We start from the raw sequence: 18,782 nt of genomic DNA, 5'->3' as shown, positions 1-18,782 counted from the left end.
ATTATAATATCTTTCCGGGATTCATAATCCCTAAAGGATCGAATACTTTCTTAATTGCCTGCATAACTTCCAATGCAATAGGTGATTTAAAGGTGCGCAGATCCTGCCGCTTAAGCTGACCAATTCCGTGCTCGGCAGAAAATGCGCCCTGATAATCAACTGCCAAACAATGAATACGCTGATTCATTTGTGGCCATAATTGCAAAAATTCCGTATTATCAGCCCCTGTAGGCGGCATGACATTATAATGGAGATTACCATCGCCCATATGACCAAAGCAAACTACCCGCGCACATGGAGCAATATCTTCGACTATAAAAGCAGCTTCAGCAATAAAATCGGGGATGGCAGAAACAGGCACGGCAATATCGTGTTTAATAGATTCTCCTATCAACTTCTGTGCAGGCGATATATTCTCACGTAATTGCCAAAAAAAATCTTGCTGTTTTAGTGACTGTGCAACAATTGCATCTTCTATAACGGTGTCCTTTAAAGCTGTTTCTAAAATAGTGCTTAATACTGAAGACGCTTCATCATCGCCACGCAACGAAGAAATATCGATTAAAACGTACCATTCATGTTCATTTTCGAAAAGAGATTGAGCAGACATTTTATATTGTAAGGCTATTTGCAAACTGAATTTTCCCATAAGCTCAAAACCGGTTAACAACGAACCTCCCTGACATTGAGCCAGAGTTAGAAACTTGAGGGCTTTAGCCGGACTGCGCAAACCCACAAAAGCAACTGCCCTTCCTTTAGGCCGCGGAAAAAGCTTCAAAACCGCTGAAGTGATAACCCCTAAAGTTCCTTCTGAACCGATAAAAAGATTTTTTAAGTCGTAGCCGCTATTATCTTTTTTAGTAAAACGCAGATCATCCAATATACGTCCATCAGGCAAAACAACTTCCAAACCAAGGCAAAGTTCACGCATATTACCATATGCTAAAACGGCCGTTCCTCCAGCATTAGATGAAAGGTTCCCTCCTATCTGGCAAGACCCTTCTGATCCTAAAGAAAGGGGAAAAAAACCTCCTACTTCATCAACCTTTTTCTGCAAAGTTCGTAAAATAACACCAGCTTCCACTACAGCAAAATTGCCTTCAAGATTAATACATCGAATTTTATTTAAACGCTCCATAGATAAAACAACGCTGCGTCCGCTATCATCCGGCAGCTGAGCGCCCACTAGGCCGGTATTTCCTCCTTGAGGAACAATCGGTGTGCGCGTAGAGCTGGCCAAACACATAATAGACGATATTTCTGCAGTAGAAGATGGCTGTAAAAGCAACGGTGTTTTTCCACGAAAAAGTCCACGTTCCTCAGATAAATACGGTGCAATTAACTCCTGGTCTGTTACAGCATATGCGGGACCGACAATTTTTTTAAACTCCTCAATCAAATCCTGCTTCATCTTTATTTTCCTCTCGGAGCTGCAGCGCGGGTTAGGCGATCATTAATAGCTTCACCCAATCCGCAAAATGGGATAGGCTCTACTGCTATGCATTTCACCTTGAGTGAATCCAATTGCTTCATATATTGAAAGAGACGGGACGCGGCCTCTTTCAATTCGCCGTTCTCACTAAGGTTTAGTACAGCAACAGCGTTTTCGGCACCCGCGACGCGCTCGGGTCCAAACGCCAAAAGTGCTTCGTGGCTTTCCACTCTTCGCACATTCAAGCGTACCGAAGCATTAGGCGCATAATGTGACTTCAACATGCCCGGTGCCTCAATCGCAGTCTGCTGATCCAATCGCCGTAAAGGCCCGCCCATAACTTCTTCAATTTCTTCAGTAGCTACTCCCCCCGGGCGCAACAGATAAGCACTTTCGTTACACACCTTAATAATTGTCGATTCAATCCCTATGCTGGAAACTCCTCCATCAATAATCAAAGGCACTAACGACCCTAAAGACGACAATACAGACTCAGCTGAAGTAGGGCTCAAGCGCCCCGATTGATTTGCGCTGGGAGCAGCTAAAGGTCGGTCAAAATATCGAATAACTTCTGCAAAACCACCGCTTGGGAAACGGACGGCTAATGTATTCAGGCCAGCAGTCGTTAAAGGGTGAATATTATGATTCACTTTCAAGGGTAAAACCAATGTTAAAGGGCCCGGCCAAAACGCTTCCATCAACCGGCGTGACAGCAAATCAATTTCCACGTAGCGCTCTGCCATAATTACACCATTTACGTGGACAATTAAGGGATTGAACTGTGGCCGCTTCTTTAAAGAAAAAATGGACGCGACAGCTTTTCCGTTCGTCGCGTCACCTGCTAGCCCATAGACAGTTTCTGTTGGAAGAGCGACCAATCGGCCCTTCTTAAGAATCGCAATCGCTTCTCTTATCGAAGTGCTATTAAGGGGCAAAACTGTCATGAAACATCGCCCTTATAGTTTTTTTTGAGAGGGGCGAAACTATAACGATGCAGTCCTACAACGGGCCCGTGTTCATCAATAGCCGCGCGATGTGCTGCTGTCGCATAACCTACGTGCTTCTCTAAGCCGTATCTTTTATAAACCTGTCCAACACATTTCATCATCCGATCGCGCGTCACTTTAGCGATAATAGATGCAGCCGCGATCGAAACTGAGCGTTGATCACCTTTAACCAGAGCCGCTGCTGGACACGGCAAACCGAGAGGAATATCACGTCCATCAACTAGTACGTAATGAACTGGAACTGCAAGTCCTGTGATACAACGCCGCATCGCTTCTAAAGTCGCTTTTCTGATATCAGACTGATCAATTGTACGTGCACAAAGACTGGTGATCGAAATTGCCAATGCGCTTTGCAAAATTTCACGGTAAAGCCCGTTACGCTGTTGAACCGAAAGTTTTTTTGAATCATTTAGTCCATTCGGAATACAGTCTTTATCCAAAACGACTGCCGCCGTCACGACGGGTCCCGCTAAAGGGCCGCGCCCTACTTCATCGACACCTGCGATATAAAAAAAACCTCTTCTCCGCAAATCTAACTCGCATGAAAAATCTGGCTGAAGCGGCAAATTAAATGTATTGGATAAACCATGAATAGGACGAGACATAATTTTTATATTTGCACTACTCTCTATTTTTCGCAAGCCCTGCCAAAAATTGGTTTATCCAAACATTCCTATTAATTTTACGCGATCACGATAATAAAATAACTAAATTATAAGGCGCTTTATTCACCTTTTTCACATGCTCTAATTAAATCTACGAGATAAAAAGAAGTTCTGCTTATCAGCTCAGCTATTGCGTATAGCAGGATCGTTATTACGCTAATCATTTCAGAAGAAACTTTATAAAATATCATCAAGAAGCTATCCATTTTACCTAACGAAAATCCAGAGGTTTCCGGTACAATATCCCTGCTCTACAAAATAATTCCTTCCATTGTGGTGGAGCTCAATATAAAAGCAATTTATCAATTCTTTCACATATACATATTGTGGCCCTATTGCACGGAATAGCGCATTCTTTTAAGTAACAACAAGCTCTTTGGAGCCGCTTCCCCCCCCAATATCATTAGAGCTTTCAACTTCCTTAATTACGTATATGCATATGATACGATAGAGGATGTAATATTAAGCAAAAAATCTTCCCTTCACATTGTTAATTGGGGCCGTCCTACAGTTACAATGGGTTTAACAAACCAATGAGGATTCACCGATTTAATGAAACAAGCTGCTTTTTGTGCTTCTTTCAGATTTTTAAAAATACCAAAGCAAGTAGCACCTGATCCAGACATGCGGGAGAAAAGCGATCCACTCTCATCTAATGCATATAAAACATCAGAAAGTTGAGGCGCAATTTTCAACGCAGTAGTAAAGAGGTCATTACGCGTTTCTTGTAGAGCTTCGACCAAAGAGTGAACTGTTTTCAAAGCCGTTAAATCAATTTTCAAATGAGGATTCTTGCGATTTTCCAGAGCATTAAAAACAACCTGTGTTGCAATTTTTTGACCATGATTTACTAAGACCATTGCGATAGAGCAAGCCTCTTGTAGCCGCATTATATCATGACCGATTCCTTTAACAAAAAGCGGCTGCTGGTATTCTAATGCAACAAGGCACATCGGCACATCAGCCCCAAGGCTTAAGCTCATTTTCGCTAATTTTTCGCAAGAACAATCAAGATTCCATTCGCGACGTAGTATATTTAAAACGCCGGCGGCATCACCCGATCCACCGCCAACACCTGAAGAAATAGGTAATGTTTTGGTAAGGTGAAAAAAGGTGGGTTTAGCGTTTTCGGGGAATGTTTCACGCATAAAATTACGCGCACGAATAACTAAATTATTTGAATCAGAAACAATCCCACCGGCAAAGGGGCCAGCTAAAATGAAGCGATCCCTTTCCCAAGGTATATAGCCTAAACAATCACCATCAAGACTAAAATAGACCAAACTTTCTAACAGGTGATAACCATCAGAACGTCGTCCCACAACGTGCAAAGCCAAATTCAACTTAATAGGCGTAAACATATAAGAACACCCTTTAAGTAAAATTTTTAGATCCGGTGTCATTCGGCGTAATATTCGCCTGTATGGGGATCCCTCACTAATGTTCCCCTTATGTCTGTGCGCGATTTAATTTTCGCGTGATAAATACACCGCGATACTCGCCGTAATTGACACTTAAACACGCAGCAAACGCACAGAATAACGGCACAAAGCAAACTCACCAAAACAAACCGCGTCATCTCAGCTCTTTTCCCTCTAACGGTAATTTTTGTGCAAACGGCCACCTTAGGCTAAACATACATCTAGAGGAACAATTCAATTACAAATTATAACGCTGCCAAAGCGCCCGTTCTTCTGCTGCCATCAATGCGCCGTCAATAGCCTCATAAGCCATATTAGAAGCAACTCCTGAGGGTATTTTAGGCCCGAAAAAACTTTTAGGAGGAGAAATTAACCGAAGTTTTGTGTCGCAACCAAACCGCTCTTTAACGATAGAGAGCACGTCACCTAATCCATCGATCAAGCCTAATTCAACACTTTTCTTCCCGCTCCAAAATTTGCCTGTAAAAATATCCGCATCATCCGACAACTTCGTCGCGCGCCGTTCTTTAACCAAATCGATAAAAGTTTGGTGCACCTCAAGTTGCAAAGATTTCAAATGCTCAATATCCGCCTTTTTTTCCGGCTGAAATGGATCCAACACAACCTTGTTTTTTCCCGCTGTATAAACACGCCGCTCCACACCAATTTTCTTTAAAAGCTCTGGAAAACCAAAAGAAGCTGAAACGACCCCAATAGAACCGACAATGGAAGAGGGATCAGCGAAAATTTCATCACCAGCACAAGCAATCATATAACCTCCTGATGCCGCCACATCTTCGATAAATATGAGAACCTTTTTATTTTTTTCATTTGCTAAATTACGGATACGCTGGAAGATAAGACGCGACTGCACAGCTGATCCCCCAGGAGAATTAATGATCAAAGCGACAGCCGGCGCTTTTTTATCAGCGAACGCTTTTTCTAAAAGGCCCGCACATCTGCTTAATGAAAGGTTACGTGCCATACACGAAGCTGAATCTATAATCACCCCCTGAAGACGCACTACGGGAATTTCCAATTTATTGGGGCGAAAATAACGCACAATAAAATTACTAACACAGTCAATCAAAATAAAACCTCCCAATAAAAAATTAAGAAAAACAACTCTGAGATAAATAAAAAGCCTAAGCTAAATTTAAAAAATAAATCAAAAAACGCAAGATATCATTACAAAGTATTATCATAAAATTTCCCACAAACTCACACGCCCGTTATTAATCGCATCAATTTGTGCTGAAAAGGCATGATCACTTCCTTCGTGCATAATAAGCGCTGGTAACACAGATAAAGTCGCTTTACTCCCTCGTTTTGCGTAAAATAAGACACGAATTGCGGCTTTTTCGGTACGAGCATGAATAGGAATTATACATATATCGCCAAAGCGCCCCTCCAAAGCGCGCAATATATCGGTGAGCGACCGTGGACGTGCGATTAACCCTAAATACCCACCCGGCTTAATAATCGCTGCTGCACTCCGTAACCAATCGTCAAACATTGCTTCAGGCATAACATGTGCCTCTAGCTTTTGTTCATCAGGCGTTCTGCGATCCACAGGATTATTAAAAGGCGGATTCATGATCGCAAAATCAAAACTATTATCCATCAACCCAGCTTCTAAACGCGCTTTGCCTTTCAAAGTAACATCTGCTTCTAACAAGCAAATCCGATTAGCAAATTTTTCATTTTGTTTTAATGTTAGCGTTTTTTTAGCGTAACCTGTCATAAAAGCTGACCGCTCAACCAATGTTACATGAACTTCAGAACAACGTGAAGCAACCGCCAACCCCGCAGCTCCAGCCCCCGCGCCTAAATCAACAATTTTTCCTTTAAAGTGATTAGGAACCAGACTAGCTAACAGCATAGCGTCCACGCCAGAACGATGGCCACGTAAACGCGGCTGAACTAAGTAAAATTTACCGCGATGAAACTTATCAATCGTTTCATCTTCGTATTTTGTCGCTTTATCCATCTGCAAAGCCAATATCAATTTTCATTATTTATGTTTCTGCCTCTGGCTAACTAAATCACTGTTACCCTATCTCGAATTTACACAGCACTATAAATAGTTGCATTATTCAAATAAGAAAAATATTTTTCAATTTTTTTATCAATACCGCTAAGAACTGTCTCTATAAAGAGGTATCAAAGCTTGAGTCAAAATCGATACCCCTTTATGCTACGAATTAAAATGGGACTCGTGTATGTCCGTTTAAATACTCTGGGAGCAAATGCATTGGGTACCACCGCAAATCCGAATTATAAAAAGAATAATCAGGCTTCTCTCCAACCTTTAGTGGATTTCACTAAAGATGATATGGAGCACACGGACCGGTCCATTATCTCTATGGTCGAATCAAATGTTGAAATGATTCCTGAAATTGCCAATTATCTCATTTCGTCAGGTGGAAAACGATTACGCCCGATGATTACATTAGCCGCTGCTCGTATGTTTGGCTATCAAGGGAGTGGGCATATAAAACTCGCAACAGCGGTCGAATTCATGCATACAGCGACTTTACTGCACGACGATGTAGTCGATGAAAGCAATTTACGACGAGGAAAATCCACCGCACGGATAGTTTGGGGAAATCAAGCAAGTGTGCTTGTGGGTGATTTTTTGTTAGGGCAAGCCTTTAAGATGATGGTAGATGTTGGCTCTATAGAAGCACTCGCTGTTTTGGCCAATGCGGCAGCAATTATCGCTGAAGGAGAAGTTATGCAGCTTGCAACTGCAGGGAATATAGAAACTACTACTTCAGATTATCTCAAAATCATCAACGCTAAAACAGCCGCGCTTTTTTCGGCTGCAGCCGAAGTCGGTCCGATTATTGCTGCTTATGGACATAAAGAACGTTCTTCGCTAAGTGAATACGGCACATCATTAGGAATGGCTTTTCAATTAACCGATGACGCACTTGATTATAGCGGTCATGCCGAATATTTCGGGAAAAATATAGGTGACGATTTCAGAGAAGGTAAAATTACTATGCCTGTTATTCTCTCGTATGCGCGTAGCAATGCCGCAGAAAAAATATTCTGGAAAAAAACTTTTGAAAATCGTCAAAATAATGATGAATCTTTAATGCATGCGCAGAACTTAATGGAAAAGTACGACGGCCTAGCTGATACAATAAAACAAGCGCGCGTTTATGGAAAACGCGCAATCGACGCTCTTTCTTCCATGAAAGAAAGCCCTGCTAAACAAGCCTTGATCGAAGCTGTCGATTTTTGTATCACGCGTGTAAATTAATTATCGATCAATAATTCTTGAATTCTCGGTATTTCTTAAAACAGCGACCGGATATGATCTATAAACTACATAATCAGTTAATTATTCCGAGGAGTGTCCGTGCTATGTGCAATGCAACGATATCCCGTTTTTTTATTTTCTTGATTGCGGGAAGCATGTTGGTGCCATCAATTACCCACGGCAAAACTAACGCAACTTCATTTGCAGGTGCTTATCTGGCCGGACGAATCGCAAACTATGAACGCAAAACCAATCTCGCTATTGATTACTTTAAACAAGCGCTTAGTTACGAACCGGGTAATATTCAAGCACAAAAAGAGATGCTCGAAGCAGCGCTGTCCGTAGGTGAATTTAAAGAGGCCGTAGAAATAGCACAAAAACTAAAGCTAGAAGGTATTACTTCCCCCTTCGTTTCTTTGACGTTGTCGGTGGATAATTTAATCAAAAAAAACTACAAAGATGCTAAAAAATCCCTGCAAGTTACTTCCCCCTCCTCCGCGAATAACCCGATATCTGAATTAATAGATGCCTGGGCTACATTTGGGTCTGGTCGCCAATCTGAGGCGATCGCCAATCTTGAAAAGCACCAGGGACCTATTTGGTACAACCTTTTCGTACATTATCATCTTGCACTTATGAATAACCTAATGGGACGTACGCAAAACGCGCAAAAATATTTTACTCAAGCATTAAACAATACGCGAGGCGCCGCCGTCGCGCCCGATACCTACGAACGTGTTATTATAGCCTACGCTTCGTTCCAATTGCGTCATAAAATGCGTGATCAGGCCCTTAAAACTATCCGGCACGGCGAGCAAACATTGTCGGGATGGGGAATACTTAAAAATATCCGGAAAAGGGTCGAAAAAGGCGCCCACTTAGCAAACCCAGTTACCACGCCGCAACAAGGAGCTGGTGAGGCATTATACGACTTTGGCACCGCCCTTAATCGAGGAAATTTAGAGTGGGTTGCACGTATCTTCGGGCAATTATCTTTGACCTTATATCCCCAAAATGACGCCGCACTATTCCAATTAGCGCACATTTCTGCCAAATTAAATGACTATGAGCAAGCGGTTAAGTTTTATCGTGCATTACCAGCTAACTCCCCTTATTATAGAGATAGTCAGATGCGGCTTGCGCTGATCCTTGCTCATAAAAATAACCATGATGAAGCCGTTAATTTACTAACATTATTAGAGAAAAAGATCCCTAATGATCACTATATTTTCGTAGTGTTAGCTGATATTTACACGCAACAAAATAAATTTGCCGAAGCTGTTGAAGTTATGAATCGCGCTATCGCACAAATAACAAATTTTCAGCAAAATGACTGGAAACTTTTTTATCAACGTGGTGTCATATTAGAACGTTTAGGACGATGGCAAGAAGCAGAGGCTGATCTACGAAAAGCGCTCGAATTTTCCCCCGATCAACCACAAGTACTAAATTATCTAGGATATTCACTCATTGATCGTGGTCAAAAACTCGAAGAATCACTCCAAATGCTTCAAAAAGCTTCTTCTTTGCAATCTCGAAATGGTTATATCCTTGATTCTCTGGGATGGGCTTATTATAAACTTGGGCAGTACGACGACGCTGTCAAAACATTGGAGACTGCTGTCAAATTACAACCTGAAGATCCAACATTAAACGATCATTTGGGTGATGTTTATTGGCGAACTGGACGCAAGCGTGAGGCGGTATTTCAATGGAACCATGCGCTCGACGGAAAACCAAAAAATCCAGAAAAAATCGAAGAAAAATTGAAGTTTGGCCTGCCAGAAACAACAATACTTGACCATAACAATATGAAGCAATAGACAGTACAGTAATAAAAGCTAAAACCTTTTTAGCTTCTCTGTTGTTTAAATATTTAAAGAGTGCAAAGCGTGAACTTACCAGAATATTTGAATCCTGTACGTTCTTTTCAGGGGTTAATTTTATCCTTGCAAAATTATTGGGCCAAACATGGATGCGCAATTCTGCAACCTTACGATATGGAAGTGGGTGCTGGAACTTTCCACCCAGCTACAACACTACGTTCATTGGGACCTCGTCCTTGGAAAGTGGCCTATGCCCAACCATCTAGGCGTCCGACAGACGGCCGATATGGTAAAAATCCAAATCGTTTACAGCATTATTACCAATTCCAAGTTCTTCTCAAGCCTTCTCCCCTGAACCTGCAAGAGCTTTATATCAGGTCGCTGCAAGCTATCGGTCTTGATACAAAACTTCACGATATTCGCTTTGTTGAAGATGATTGGGAAAGTCCAACACTCGGCGCTTGGGGGCTTGGATGGGAATGTTGGTGTGATGGAATGGAAATCTCTCAATTTACTTATTTTCAGCAAGTTTGCGGCATTGAATGCGCCCCAGTTTCAGGAGAAATTACTTACGGGCTTGAGCGTTTAGCGATGTACATCCAGGGTGTCGACAACGTTTATGACCTTAATTTTAACGGTTTGGATGGTGCAGACAGAATAAATTATGGCGACATTTTTTTGCAAGCAGAACAGGAATATTCCTATTATAATTTCGAGTTTGCCAATACTAAACTTCTGCATCAGCAATTTATCGATGCAGAAAGCGAATGCATCACACTTCTTGAGGCTGGAAAACCAAATGCAAAAAGCGGCTTGCACTTGTGTGTTTTTCCAGCTTACGATCAATGTATTAAAGCCAGCCATATCTTTAACCTTTTGCAAGCGCGCGGGGTTATCTCTGTCACTGAACGGCAGAATTATATCCTCCGTGTACGTAATCTTGCGCGCCGCTGTGGCGACGCTTTCTTATTAACTGAAGCTGGCAGCGCACACTCTAGAGGAAAAGTTAATGCCTGATCTTCTTCTTGAACTTTTCAGCGAAGAAATTCCTGCTCGTATGCAGCGCAAAGCCGCCGCTGATCTAAAAAAACGTGTCACTGATCAGCTCGTAAATGCAGGATTAACCTACAAAGCTGCCCGTGAATATTGGACACCCCGTCGGCTGACATTAGATGTGCGCGGTCTTCCTGCAAGCTCACAAGATATTGTCGAAGAAAGGAAAGGTCCCAACACAAAATCACCGCAGCAAGTCATTGACGGCTTTTTACGTACTACAGGTCTTGATGATATTTCTGAAGCGCAGATTGTACATGACGCTAAAAAAGGTGATTTTTATATCGCCAAAATTACCAAAAAAGGCCGTGCAGCAGAAGAAATTATTGCCGATATTTTGCCAGATATTATTCGTAGTTTCCCTTGGCAAAAATCTATGCGTTGGGGAAATTCTTCAACCCAAAATACGGCGTTAAAATGGGTTAGACCTTTACAAAATATTCTTTGCGTTTTTGGGCCAGAAATCGGTGAAACACACGTTGTTCCCTTCACGGTTTCCTCTCTCAAAAGTAATAACTTAACCTATGGCCACCGCTTCTTGAGTGATAGTAAACCTATACAAGTACGCCGCTTTGGCGACTATATCGCTCAGCTTGAAACTAACAAGGTCATCCTAGACGCGGAAAGGCGAAAAAATATTATCTTAGCAGATGCACAAAATCTTTGCTTTGCGAACGGCTTAACATTAGTCGAAGATAATGTTCTCTTAGAAGAAGTGGCGGGGCTCGTTGAATGGCCTGTTGTACTCATGGGTGATTTTGACAAAGCTTTCCTTAATATCCCTCCAGAAATTATTCGTTTGACCATTCAAACTAATCAAAAATGCTTTGTAACCAGTAAACAAGGTGAAAAGGCTAACTTATCTAACCATTTTGTTCTCGTTTCTAATATCCTCGCGAGCGATGATGGAAAAGAAATCGCTAAGGGCAATAGCAAAGTTGTACGCGCCCGCCTTTCTGATGCTCTTTACTTTTGGCAAACAGATCAAGACGATTTACCCGATATCGCGCGCTTAGAATCTTCCGCTAAAAAACTTAACCTTGATTTAAATAAACCCCTTGATCAGCGGATGGCACGCCTCGATCACCTAAATGTCGCTTTCCATGCAAAATTAGGAACGCAAGGCCAAAGAGTAGAAAGGATCGCCGCTTTGACGCAAAAAATTGCACCTTTAGCGCAAGCAGATCCCGTGTTAGCTAAGCGCGCAGCAATCCTCGCAAAAGCTGATTTACAAACAGAAGTTGTTAATGAATTTCCAGAACTGCAGGGACTTATGGGACGAAAATATGCTCTTCTCCAAGGAGAAGATTCCCGCGTAGCAGAAGCAATCGAATACCACTATAAACCTCAAGGCCCTACAGACAAAATTTCACACGAACCTATTGCTGTAACGGTTGCATTAGCTGATAAAATTGATACGCTTGTTTGCTTTTGGCTTATAAATGAAAAACCAACTGGCTCCAAAGATCCTTACGCGTTAAGGCGAGCAGCCTTGGGAATTATAAAGCTCGTGCTTTCTAATAACCGGAAAATAAACCTTATGCCGCTCTTTTACCAGGCGGCTGATCTTTTATTGCAGCAAAAGATTAAACTTATCTCCCCCGCAATAAAAGCTATACAACCGCAATCTGCATCCCCAGAAAAAATAGAAGATATTTTATTAAACTTACTGTCCTTCTTCCATGAACGTTTGAAAATCCACCTAAAAGATGAAGGGGTTCGTTACGACGCTATTGAAGCAGTTATGACCAAAGATGCTGATGACTTTTTATTAGTTGCACGCTGTATTGAAGCACTTACCGCCTTTATCAACACGCGTGAAGGAAACAATCTTATAATCTCTGTAAAGCGCGCTGCGAGTATTCTCGAGAATGAGAATAAAAAAGGAGCTCCGATAATAAACAAACTTGATCCAGATCTCTTTAGTGAAGTGGAAGAAAAACAGCTGTATAAAGCAGCCATTGAGGTAGAAAAAAAGGTTCGTGATTATATCAACGCAGAAAATTCATCACTAGCGTTCAATGCTTTGATTCCCCTTACACAATCTATCGATATATTTTTTGAAAAAGTGCTTGTGAATGATAAAAATCCTACTATTCGCACCAACCGCCTTGCTCTTCTTGAGTGTGTACACGCGATCACACAAGAAGTTGCAAATTTCTCAAAACTTATGATCTGAAGCTTAGTATTCTCTTAGCTAAAAAAATAGTAAAGCTCAGACTCCGCCGTTCTCCATCACCTGCCGTACGAGACAGCTAAAGAAGGTTATAAAAAGTACTCTAAATAACGCCAATATCAGTGAAAATATGTCTTCATTTTTATAAGAGACTCTTTAATAAGTTCATCAGCCCTATCAGAGTCTAATTCCTTAGCAATAAGCGTGCGCGCGGCAGAAATTGCTAAATCAATAGCAGATGAAGAAACCATACGAATTGCATCAGCTTCTGCTTGAGCGATCTTTTTCTCCGCCAATTTATTACGATTCTTTACATACTCTTCTGTTTTCGCGCGAGCTTCAGCGATCATAGCCTCAACTTCGTGCTTAGCGGCGGCAATAATCTCTTGTGCGTCCTTTTCCGCTTCTGCACGCTTACGCTGATACTCAGCTAAAACCTCCTGCGCTTCTTCACGAAGACGAAGAGCTTCATCAAGCTCATCTTTGATACGCTTCGCGCGCTCATCAAGGCCCCGTATTATCATAGATGGAACTTTGAAATAGACCAAAAGAGCCAGAAAAAAAATCAACCCAATAAAAGCCCAAAATGTATCAGTCATCTCCGTAACCCTTAATACCCCCCGGCTTTAACAGCCGAACGGACAGATTCTTTACTAACGTCAACATCAATCAATTTCTTAACAATTTCAAGAGCTATTTCCTCCGCGATCACGCCGACATTTTTCATAGCTTTATCTCGAATTTTTTCTATTTGAACTTCAGCATCCGCCAACTTTTTCTCCAAATTCGCCTCAATTTTTTTCCGTTCCAACTCAGCTTTCACTTTTATTTCACCGCCCGCTGTTTGCGCAATAGCATGTGCTTGTAAATGAGCCTCTGCCAACTTCTGCTCGTAAATCTCGACAACAGCGTCTGCTTCTTGCTTCATGCGCATTGCCTGATCCAGATCAGACGCGATTCTATCTCGACGTGTTTCAATAACGCCACCGATACGCGGCACAATAACACGAGAGATAAAGAGATAAAAAAGCCCAAAACAAACTGCTAACCAAAAAAAGTGTGAACTAAAATGTAAAAGGTCGAAAGGAGGAAATACACGGCTTGCGTGCTTTGCTGCCCCTTCTATACGCTCTATCGGCGTCTCAGCAGCCTGCGCATAAACCTCGGAAACAAACATCCTACTTCATCCTCCAAAACATGAAGACTCCCTATTTGGAACCCGCAATAACTCAACCCACCCCCTTTTATCATAAGGGCCGCAAGAGCACGGCTCCCTGTATAAAAGGCAGGCATATCCTACTATAAAAGAGATTAGACCGCGAAAAGAAGTAAAAGTGCAACAAGCAATGAAAAAATACCCAAAGCTTCTGTTACAGCAAAACCGAAAACTAAGCGGCCAAACTGACTATCTGCTGCTGATGGGTTACGCAACGCACCAGAAAGATAGCTGCCAAAAATATTTCCAAGGCCTAATGCTGTCCCGGCCATACCGAAGCAAGCAAGGCCAGCACCGATATATTTTGCTGCAAGTACTAATTCCATATCGTTCTCCTTTGAAGCGAAATTATATTATTCGACGGAAACCCGCCAGTTTCATTAATGGCCTGGATGAATCGCATCACTGAGATACATACAAGTCAAAACTGTAAAAACGTAAGCTTGAAGAAATGCCACTAAAAACTCAAGAGCAGTAATTGCGACAGTCATAATGAGCGGCAAAACTGAACCACCGATGCCCATGGCCCCTAGTCCAACCATCGAAACGATAAAACCAGAAAAAACTTTAAGCGTGATATGGCCCGCGAGCATATTAGCAAAAAGGCGGAGAGAAAGGCTGATAGGACGGGACAAGAAGGAAATTACCTCAATCATCGTAACCAAAGGCAAAATAATCACAGGCACACCATCGGGAACAAATAATTTTAAAAAGCCAACCCCATGTTTATAAAAACCGTAACCGGCCACCGTCAAAATCACCAGCATCGCCAACGAAAAAGTAATCATAATTTGAGAGGTAATGGTATAAAAATAAGGAAAAAGCCCGATAAAATTGGCTACTAAAATAAAAATGAACAACGAAAACACCAAAGGGAAAAATCGCATTCCCTGTGTACCTGACGACTCGCGCAAAGTTGACGCCACAAATTCGTACGCTATCTCAGAGATTGACTGCGTTCGTGTCGGCACTAACCCGCGACTCGACGACGAAATAAAGAGAAATACTGAAGACAAAACGACCGTCAAAACAGTGAAAAATGACACATTTGTAAACGACAAATCCATATTTCCTACGGAAATATTAATCAACCGTGAAACCTCAAATTGATGGACGGGATCTGGAACGTATGATGCCACTTCAACCTCATTTACCGGGCCTATCGGCCTCTTTATTTTGGTGCAGCGTACCGCGCCGCCCTACCTGACTGGGGGCAACAGACCCTACAGACCGAAGAATATTCAATATGCCGGCGGCAAACCCGAGAAAAAGGAAAAACACCAACCCCCACGGCAAGGAACCTGCTAGTTTATCTAATCCTAATCCCAAAACAGCACCGACAATAATACTCGCCAAAAATTCACTGGATAGCTTTACAGCGCGCGCTACCCTTTTTTGAGGTACCCCGCCCCCGTTTGCGGAATCTCGCAGCACCCCTTTACGCATTAAAGCTAATCCCAAATTCCGACTACGACATTCCAAATCCCCTAAACTACAAGAAGCCTCTTGCCCTTCGGCTTTCCCTTGTGGCACGACGGGCTCGTCACCCTCCGCCATAGTCAGCTCCTTAATCAAAAAGAAAAATTGAAACAATCTCTATAAAATTGTGAGCAACATATTGCGACCGAATTTATTCGTCAAGTAGACAAAAGGAATCTACCACAAGGATCTTTATTAATAAATAAAACAATAACGATTTACCGTGAAAAATATAACAACAAAATTTACCCCCACCTCCTACACTATTTGCACGCCTGCGGTTTGCTCTTTGTGGCGTTTTTCTCATATTTTCAAATAATCAGACCTAGCCAGGCATCTTCTATTTCTATCCTCGATTAAGCGGAACAAAATAACCGATCACATTCATCTTTGCACCCCTAATTATGCTACCGAGAAGTGAAGTCAACCTCCTCAATAAGCGATCACCAAGTAAAAAATGCGGACTGTATCGCTCTTTACCAAAGATACTAAAATCTTGAACGTCGGCGACATTGCAACCGCTATTTTTGAAAAGCAAAGTTATTGTTGCAACTTTCTAATTCATGCCTAAAAGACGCCAAAAGAACCATCTTGTATCTGGGATTTTCGATTTTATAACTCGTTAACGAACGTATATTACGCATTTATCGCGATTAAATCCGGCATTATTGCCACTTAGACTTAGTATTTTACTCCCGTCCTTAACGCAATTTTTGCCGAAATTAAAATCTTAAATACTGAATTTTTCACCAATATATTTAACCTATGTAAACGATACGCAAAAATAGTGTACAAATCACCACCGTAAAACTTACATAAAATGAAAAAAGATTCTTCACACAGAAAAGAACAGCGATTTTTCTCTTTATTCATAGTTACTAAAACACTATTATCGGTATCGCTAAATTAGGCACTAAAGGGTCTCTAACAACATATTTTTAACCCAGTCATTAAGCGCAAATTCTACTAGCTTTCATAAAAATTGGAAATTACTCAAGAAAATAAACGGGGCTTTCCTTTTCACGCGCGCCCCGCAAAAGGATTATCGGACGTCCGTAACGATAAACGAATTGGCACACCCTTTATATCAAATGCATCACGTAATTCGTTAGAAAGATAACGCAAATATGATTGAGGTACCTCTTTCGACTGTGAACAGGAAATCATAAATCCAGGAGGACGTGTTTTAATCTGTGTCATATATTTGATCTTAAGTCGACGCCCAGAAACTACCGGCGGCGGATGGTGAGCGATCACAGTTTCAAGCCAACGATTCAATTTTCCCGTAGAAATACGGCGATTCCACACATGATGAACCATCGTAATATTTTCCATGAGTTTATCAATCCCTTGTCCATATTGGCCCGATACAGGGACGGCTCTTAAACCACGAATTTGGGGAAGAAGGCGAGCACACTTGTTATACAAATCAGTTAATGTTTCCTGACGGTTTTTAATAAGGTCCCATTTATTAAAAGCGATAATGGGTACTCGCCCTTCACGAATCACAAGATCAGAAATTTGTAAATCCTGCTTTTCAAAAGGCGCTGTCGCATCAAAAACAATCACTACCACCTCCGCAAAACGGATTGCACGTAAAGTATCTGCAACAGCAAGTTTCTCTAACTTTTCTTGAATTTTTGACTTTCGACGCAAACCTGCTGTATCGAAAAGCTCAATACGACGACCGCGCCATTCCCAATTCACAGAAATAGAATCACGTGTAAGGCCCGCTTCAGGCCCAGCCAATAAACGATCCTGCCCCAAAATAGTATTAATAAGCGTTGATTTTCCCGTATTGGGCCGACCAGCAATTGCGATTCGGATAGGCTTACTTTTATCGTAAACAGAATCTTCCTCTTCCAACTCATCAATATCGTCACAAATGGATGTGAGCTGTACAGCAGCACATCCTTCTTCTATCCTGTTTTTAAAAGCTTTATCTCCACCAATAACATGTACCATCGCATCACGGAGATCCGCAAAACCAAGACCGTGTTCAGCAGATATTAAGCAAGGCTCACCCAATCCCAATGACCACGCCTCATACCCCCCTCCTGCTGCCGCTTTTGACTCAGATTTATTAATGACGGGTACAATCGGTTTACCTGACTTGCGGATTAGTGAAGAAAAATTTAAGTCACTTGGTGTAATCCCGCTCTTCGCATCAAGAACGAATAAAATCAGATCCGCTTCATCAATGGCAGCCTTCGTTTGAGAACGCATACGGCCCTCAAGCGTATGGTCGCACGCTTCTTCTAAACCGGCTGTGTCAATCACATCAAAACGCAAATCCTGGAGCTTTGCCGCGTGCATACGCCGATCACGCGTTACGCCTGGCTTATCATCAACCAAAGCTAATCTTCGTCCAACTAAGCGATTAAAGAGCGTCGACTTTCCAACATTGGGTCGGCCAACTATGGCAACAATAATGCTCATTAATCTACCCCGTGCTTACTTTTTCCCCCAGCCTGAATAAGCTCAAGCATGATTTTCGCCCGATCTGTTATCCGTAACCCAGGAGCCCCCTCTTCAAAAATTTTCTGAAAATAATAAAATGCATCATCTATCTTACCAGCTTTATAAGCAGCTAAGCCCAAAGTCTCTCTCGCAGACATACGCATGGGGTCAATATCATTCGTCATATCTTTGACGCGTTTCATAACATCATCGAATGTCCCGGTATCAACCAAGATATAAGCAGCCCGAATTTTTGCAACTTTTCGCAATATTTGTGGTGCCTTTTTATCAGCTGCGACCGCATCAAATATCTCTACTGACTTAACAGTGTCACCTTGTTCCATCAGCAAAGAAGCCTCAAGTAAACGTGCGAGAAATGAATATCCCCCAAAATCAGATACTCGGACATCCTCCAATTGCTTCATCGCATCATCAAAATGATGCGAATCTGCTAAATCAAGACTTCTTATAAATACATCACCAATATCTCTGGCTTTATTTATCTGTCCATGACGGTAAATTTGATAAACGGCCGTTGACGATACAATAATAACAACTGCAGCGATAACCAAGAAACCGTAACGCCTCCAAAAAATACGGGCCTTTTCCTGGCGGAGCTCTTCATTAACCTCATAAATAAAACTATCGTACGACATATTATCCTACCTTAGACAAATTTATTGTTGCACTTTTACGCATAAACAGACGAAGATGGTAGCCTTAACTAACTAAAAATCCTATATTTGTCAGCCGATTCACTTTAGAATCAATATATA

General features: G+C 41.8%; 17 protein-coding genes. 4 read left to right on the top strand and 13 right to left on the bottom strand.

Annotated elements, in window-relative coordinates; all coding sequences use genetic code 11:
• Window position 1 precedes the first annotated feature (1 nt).
• The 6 genes from BANH1_RS01855 to BANH1_RS01830 all read right to left on the bottom strand — a co-directional run bounded on the left by BANH1_RS01855 (window position 2) and on the right by BANH1_RS01830 (window position 6,515).
• Entirely contained in the window at window positions 2–1,411 is a 1,410-nt protein-coding gene (locus BANH1_RS01855; RefSeq protein WP_015397743.1) for an FAD-binding oxidoreductase, read from the bottom strand.
• 2 nt (window positions 1,412–1,413) lie between these two features.
• On the bottom strand, window positions 1,414–2,376 hold the full coding sequence (locus BANH1_RS01850; RefSeq protein ID WP_015397742.1) for an L-threonylcarbamoyladenylate synthase: 963 nt from the start codon (window positions 2,374–2,376) through the stop codon (window positions 1,414–1,416).
• The gene (locus tag BANH1_RS01845) at window positions 2,373–3,044 is read right to left on the bottom strand and encodes a ribonuclease HII (protein ID WP_015397741.1); all 672 of its coding nucleotides are present in this window, start codon (window positions 3,042–3,044) and stop codon (window positions 2,373–2,375) included. The genes BANH1_RS01850 and BANH1_RS01845 overlap by 4 nt, the downstream gene beginning before the upstream one ends.
• A 542-nt stretch (window positions 3,045–3,586) precedes the next feature.
• On the bottom strand, window positions 3,587–4,507 hold the full coding sequence (locus tag BANH1_RS01840) for a 4-(cytidine 5'-diphospho)-2-C-methyl-D-erythritol kinase (protein WP_015397740.1): 921 nt from the start codon (window positions 4,505–4,507) through the stop codon (window positions 3,587–3,589).
• Between the two features lie 256 nt (window positions 4,508–4,763).
• Complete coding sequence (locus BANH1_RS01835; RefSeq protein ID WP_015397739.1) at window positions 4,764–5,615, bottom strand: S49 family peptidase; 852 nt, start codon at window positions 5,613–5,615, stop codon at window positions 4,764–4,766.
• Window positions 5,616–5,726: 111 nt separating this feature from the next.
• Window positions 5,727–6,515, bottom strand: coding sequence for a tRNA1(Val) (adenine(37)-N6)-methyltransferase (locus BANH1_RS01830; RefSeq protein WP_015397738.1), 789 nt, complete (start codon window positions 6,513–6,515; stop codon window positions 5,727–5,729).
• A gap of 204 nt (window positions 6,516–6,719) precedes the next feature.
• Between BANH1_RS01830 and BANH1_RS01825 the strand changes: the two genes are divergently transcribed.
• The 4 genes from BANH1_RS01825 to glyS all read left to right on the top strand — a co-directional run bounded on the left by BANH1_RS01825 (window position 6,720) and on the right by glyS (window position 12,854).
• Complete coding sequence (locus tag BANH1_RS01825) at window positions 6,720–7,796, top strand: polyprenyl synthetase family protein (protein WP_015397737.1); 1,077 nt, start codon at window positions 6,720–6,722, stop codon at window positions 7,794–7,796.
• Window positions 7,797–7,900: 104 nt separating this feature from the next.
• Window positions 7,901–9,619 (top strand): tetratricopeptide repeat protein, encoded by a 1,719-nt coding sequence (locus BANH1_RS01820; protein WP_015397736.1) that lies wholly within the window; start codon window positions 7,901–7,903, stop codon window positions 9,617–9,619.
• Between the two features lie 69 nt (window positions 9,620–9,688).
• On the top strand, window positions 9,689–10,639 hold the full coding sequence (locus tag BANH1_RS01815) for a glycine--tRNA ligase subunit alpha (protein ID WP_015397735.1): 951 nt from the start codon (window positions 9,689–9,691) through the stop codon (window positions 10,637–10,639).
• The gene (gene glyS, locus BANH1_RS01810; protein ID WP_015397734.1) at window positions 10,632–12,854 is read left to right on the top strand and encodes a glycine--tRNA ligase subunit beta; all 2,223 of its coding nucleotides are present in this window, start codon (window positions 10,632–10,634) and stop codon (window positions 12,852–12,854) included. Before BANH1_RS01815 ends, glyS begins: the two co-directional genes overlap by 8 nt.
• Window positions 12,855–12,970: 116 nt before the next feature.
• Here glyS and BANH1_RS01805 read toward each other — a convergent pair whose 3' ends face one another.
• The 7 genes from BANH1_RS01805 to BANH1_RS01775 form a co-directional block, all read right to left on the bottom strand.
• Complete coding sequence (locus BANH1_RS01805) at window positions 12,971–13,450, bottom strand: F0F1 ATP synthase subunit B (protein WP_015397733.1); 480 nt, start codon at window positions 13,448–13,450, stop codon at window positions 12,971–12,973.
• A gap of 11 nt (window positions 13,451–13,461) precedes the next feature.
• Window positions 13,462–14,028 (bottom strand): F0F1 ATP synthase subunit B, encoded by a 567-nt coding sequence (locus BANH1_RS01800; RefSeq protein ID WP_015397732.1) that lies wholly within the window; start codon window positions 14,026–14,028, stop codon window positions 13,462–13,464.
• 134 nt (window positions 14,029–14,162) lie between these two features.
• Complete coding sequence (locus tag BANH1_RS01795; protein WP_004855165.1) at window positions 14,163–14,393, bottom strand: F0F1 ATP synthase subunit C; 231 nt, start codon at window positions 14,391–14,393, stop codon at window positions 14,163–14,165.
• Window positions 14,394–14,447: 54 nt separating this feature from the next.
• On the bottom strand, window positions 14,448–15,206 hold the full coding sequence (locus BANH1_RS01790; protein WP_015397731.1) for a F0F1 ATP synthase subunit A: 759 nt from the start codon (window positions 15,204–15,206) through the stop codon (window positions 14,448–14,450).
• Between the two features lie 7 nt (window positions 15,207–15,213).
• The gene (locus BANH1_RS01785; RefSeq protein ID WP_015397730.1) at window positions 15,214–15,624 is read right to left on the bottom strand and encodes an AtpZ/AtpI family protein; all 411 of its coding nucleotides are present in this window, start codon (window positions 15,622–15,624) and stop codon (window positions 15,214–15,216) included.
• A 942-nt stretch (window positions 15,625–16,566) separates the two neighbouring features.
• Window positions 16,567–17,985, bottom strand: coding sequence for a ribosome biogenesis GTPase Der (gene der, locus BANH1_RS01780; RefSeq protein ID WP_015397729.1), 1,419 nt, complete (start codon window positions 17,983–17,985; stop codon window positions 16,567–16,569).
• A complete protein-coding gene (locus tag BANH1_RS01775) occupies window positions 17,985–18,662 on the bottom strand; it encodes a DUF2659 family protein (RefSeq protein ID WP_015397728.1) in 678 nt (225 codons plus the stop codon). Before BANH1_RS01775 ends, der begins: the two co-directional genes overlap by 1 nt.
• Window positions 18,663–18,782: the final 120 nt, after the last annotated feature.

This window comes from Bartonella australis AUST/NH1, assembly GCF_000341355.1.
GTDB lineage: Bacteria > Pseudomonadota > Alphaproteobacteria > Rhizobiales > Rhizobiaceae > Bartonella > Bartonella australis.
Note: the sequence above shows the minus strand (reverse complement) of the source record. Positions and strands in the feature narration are given on the sequence as shown.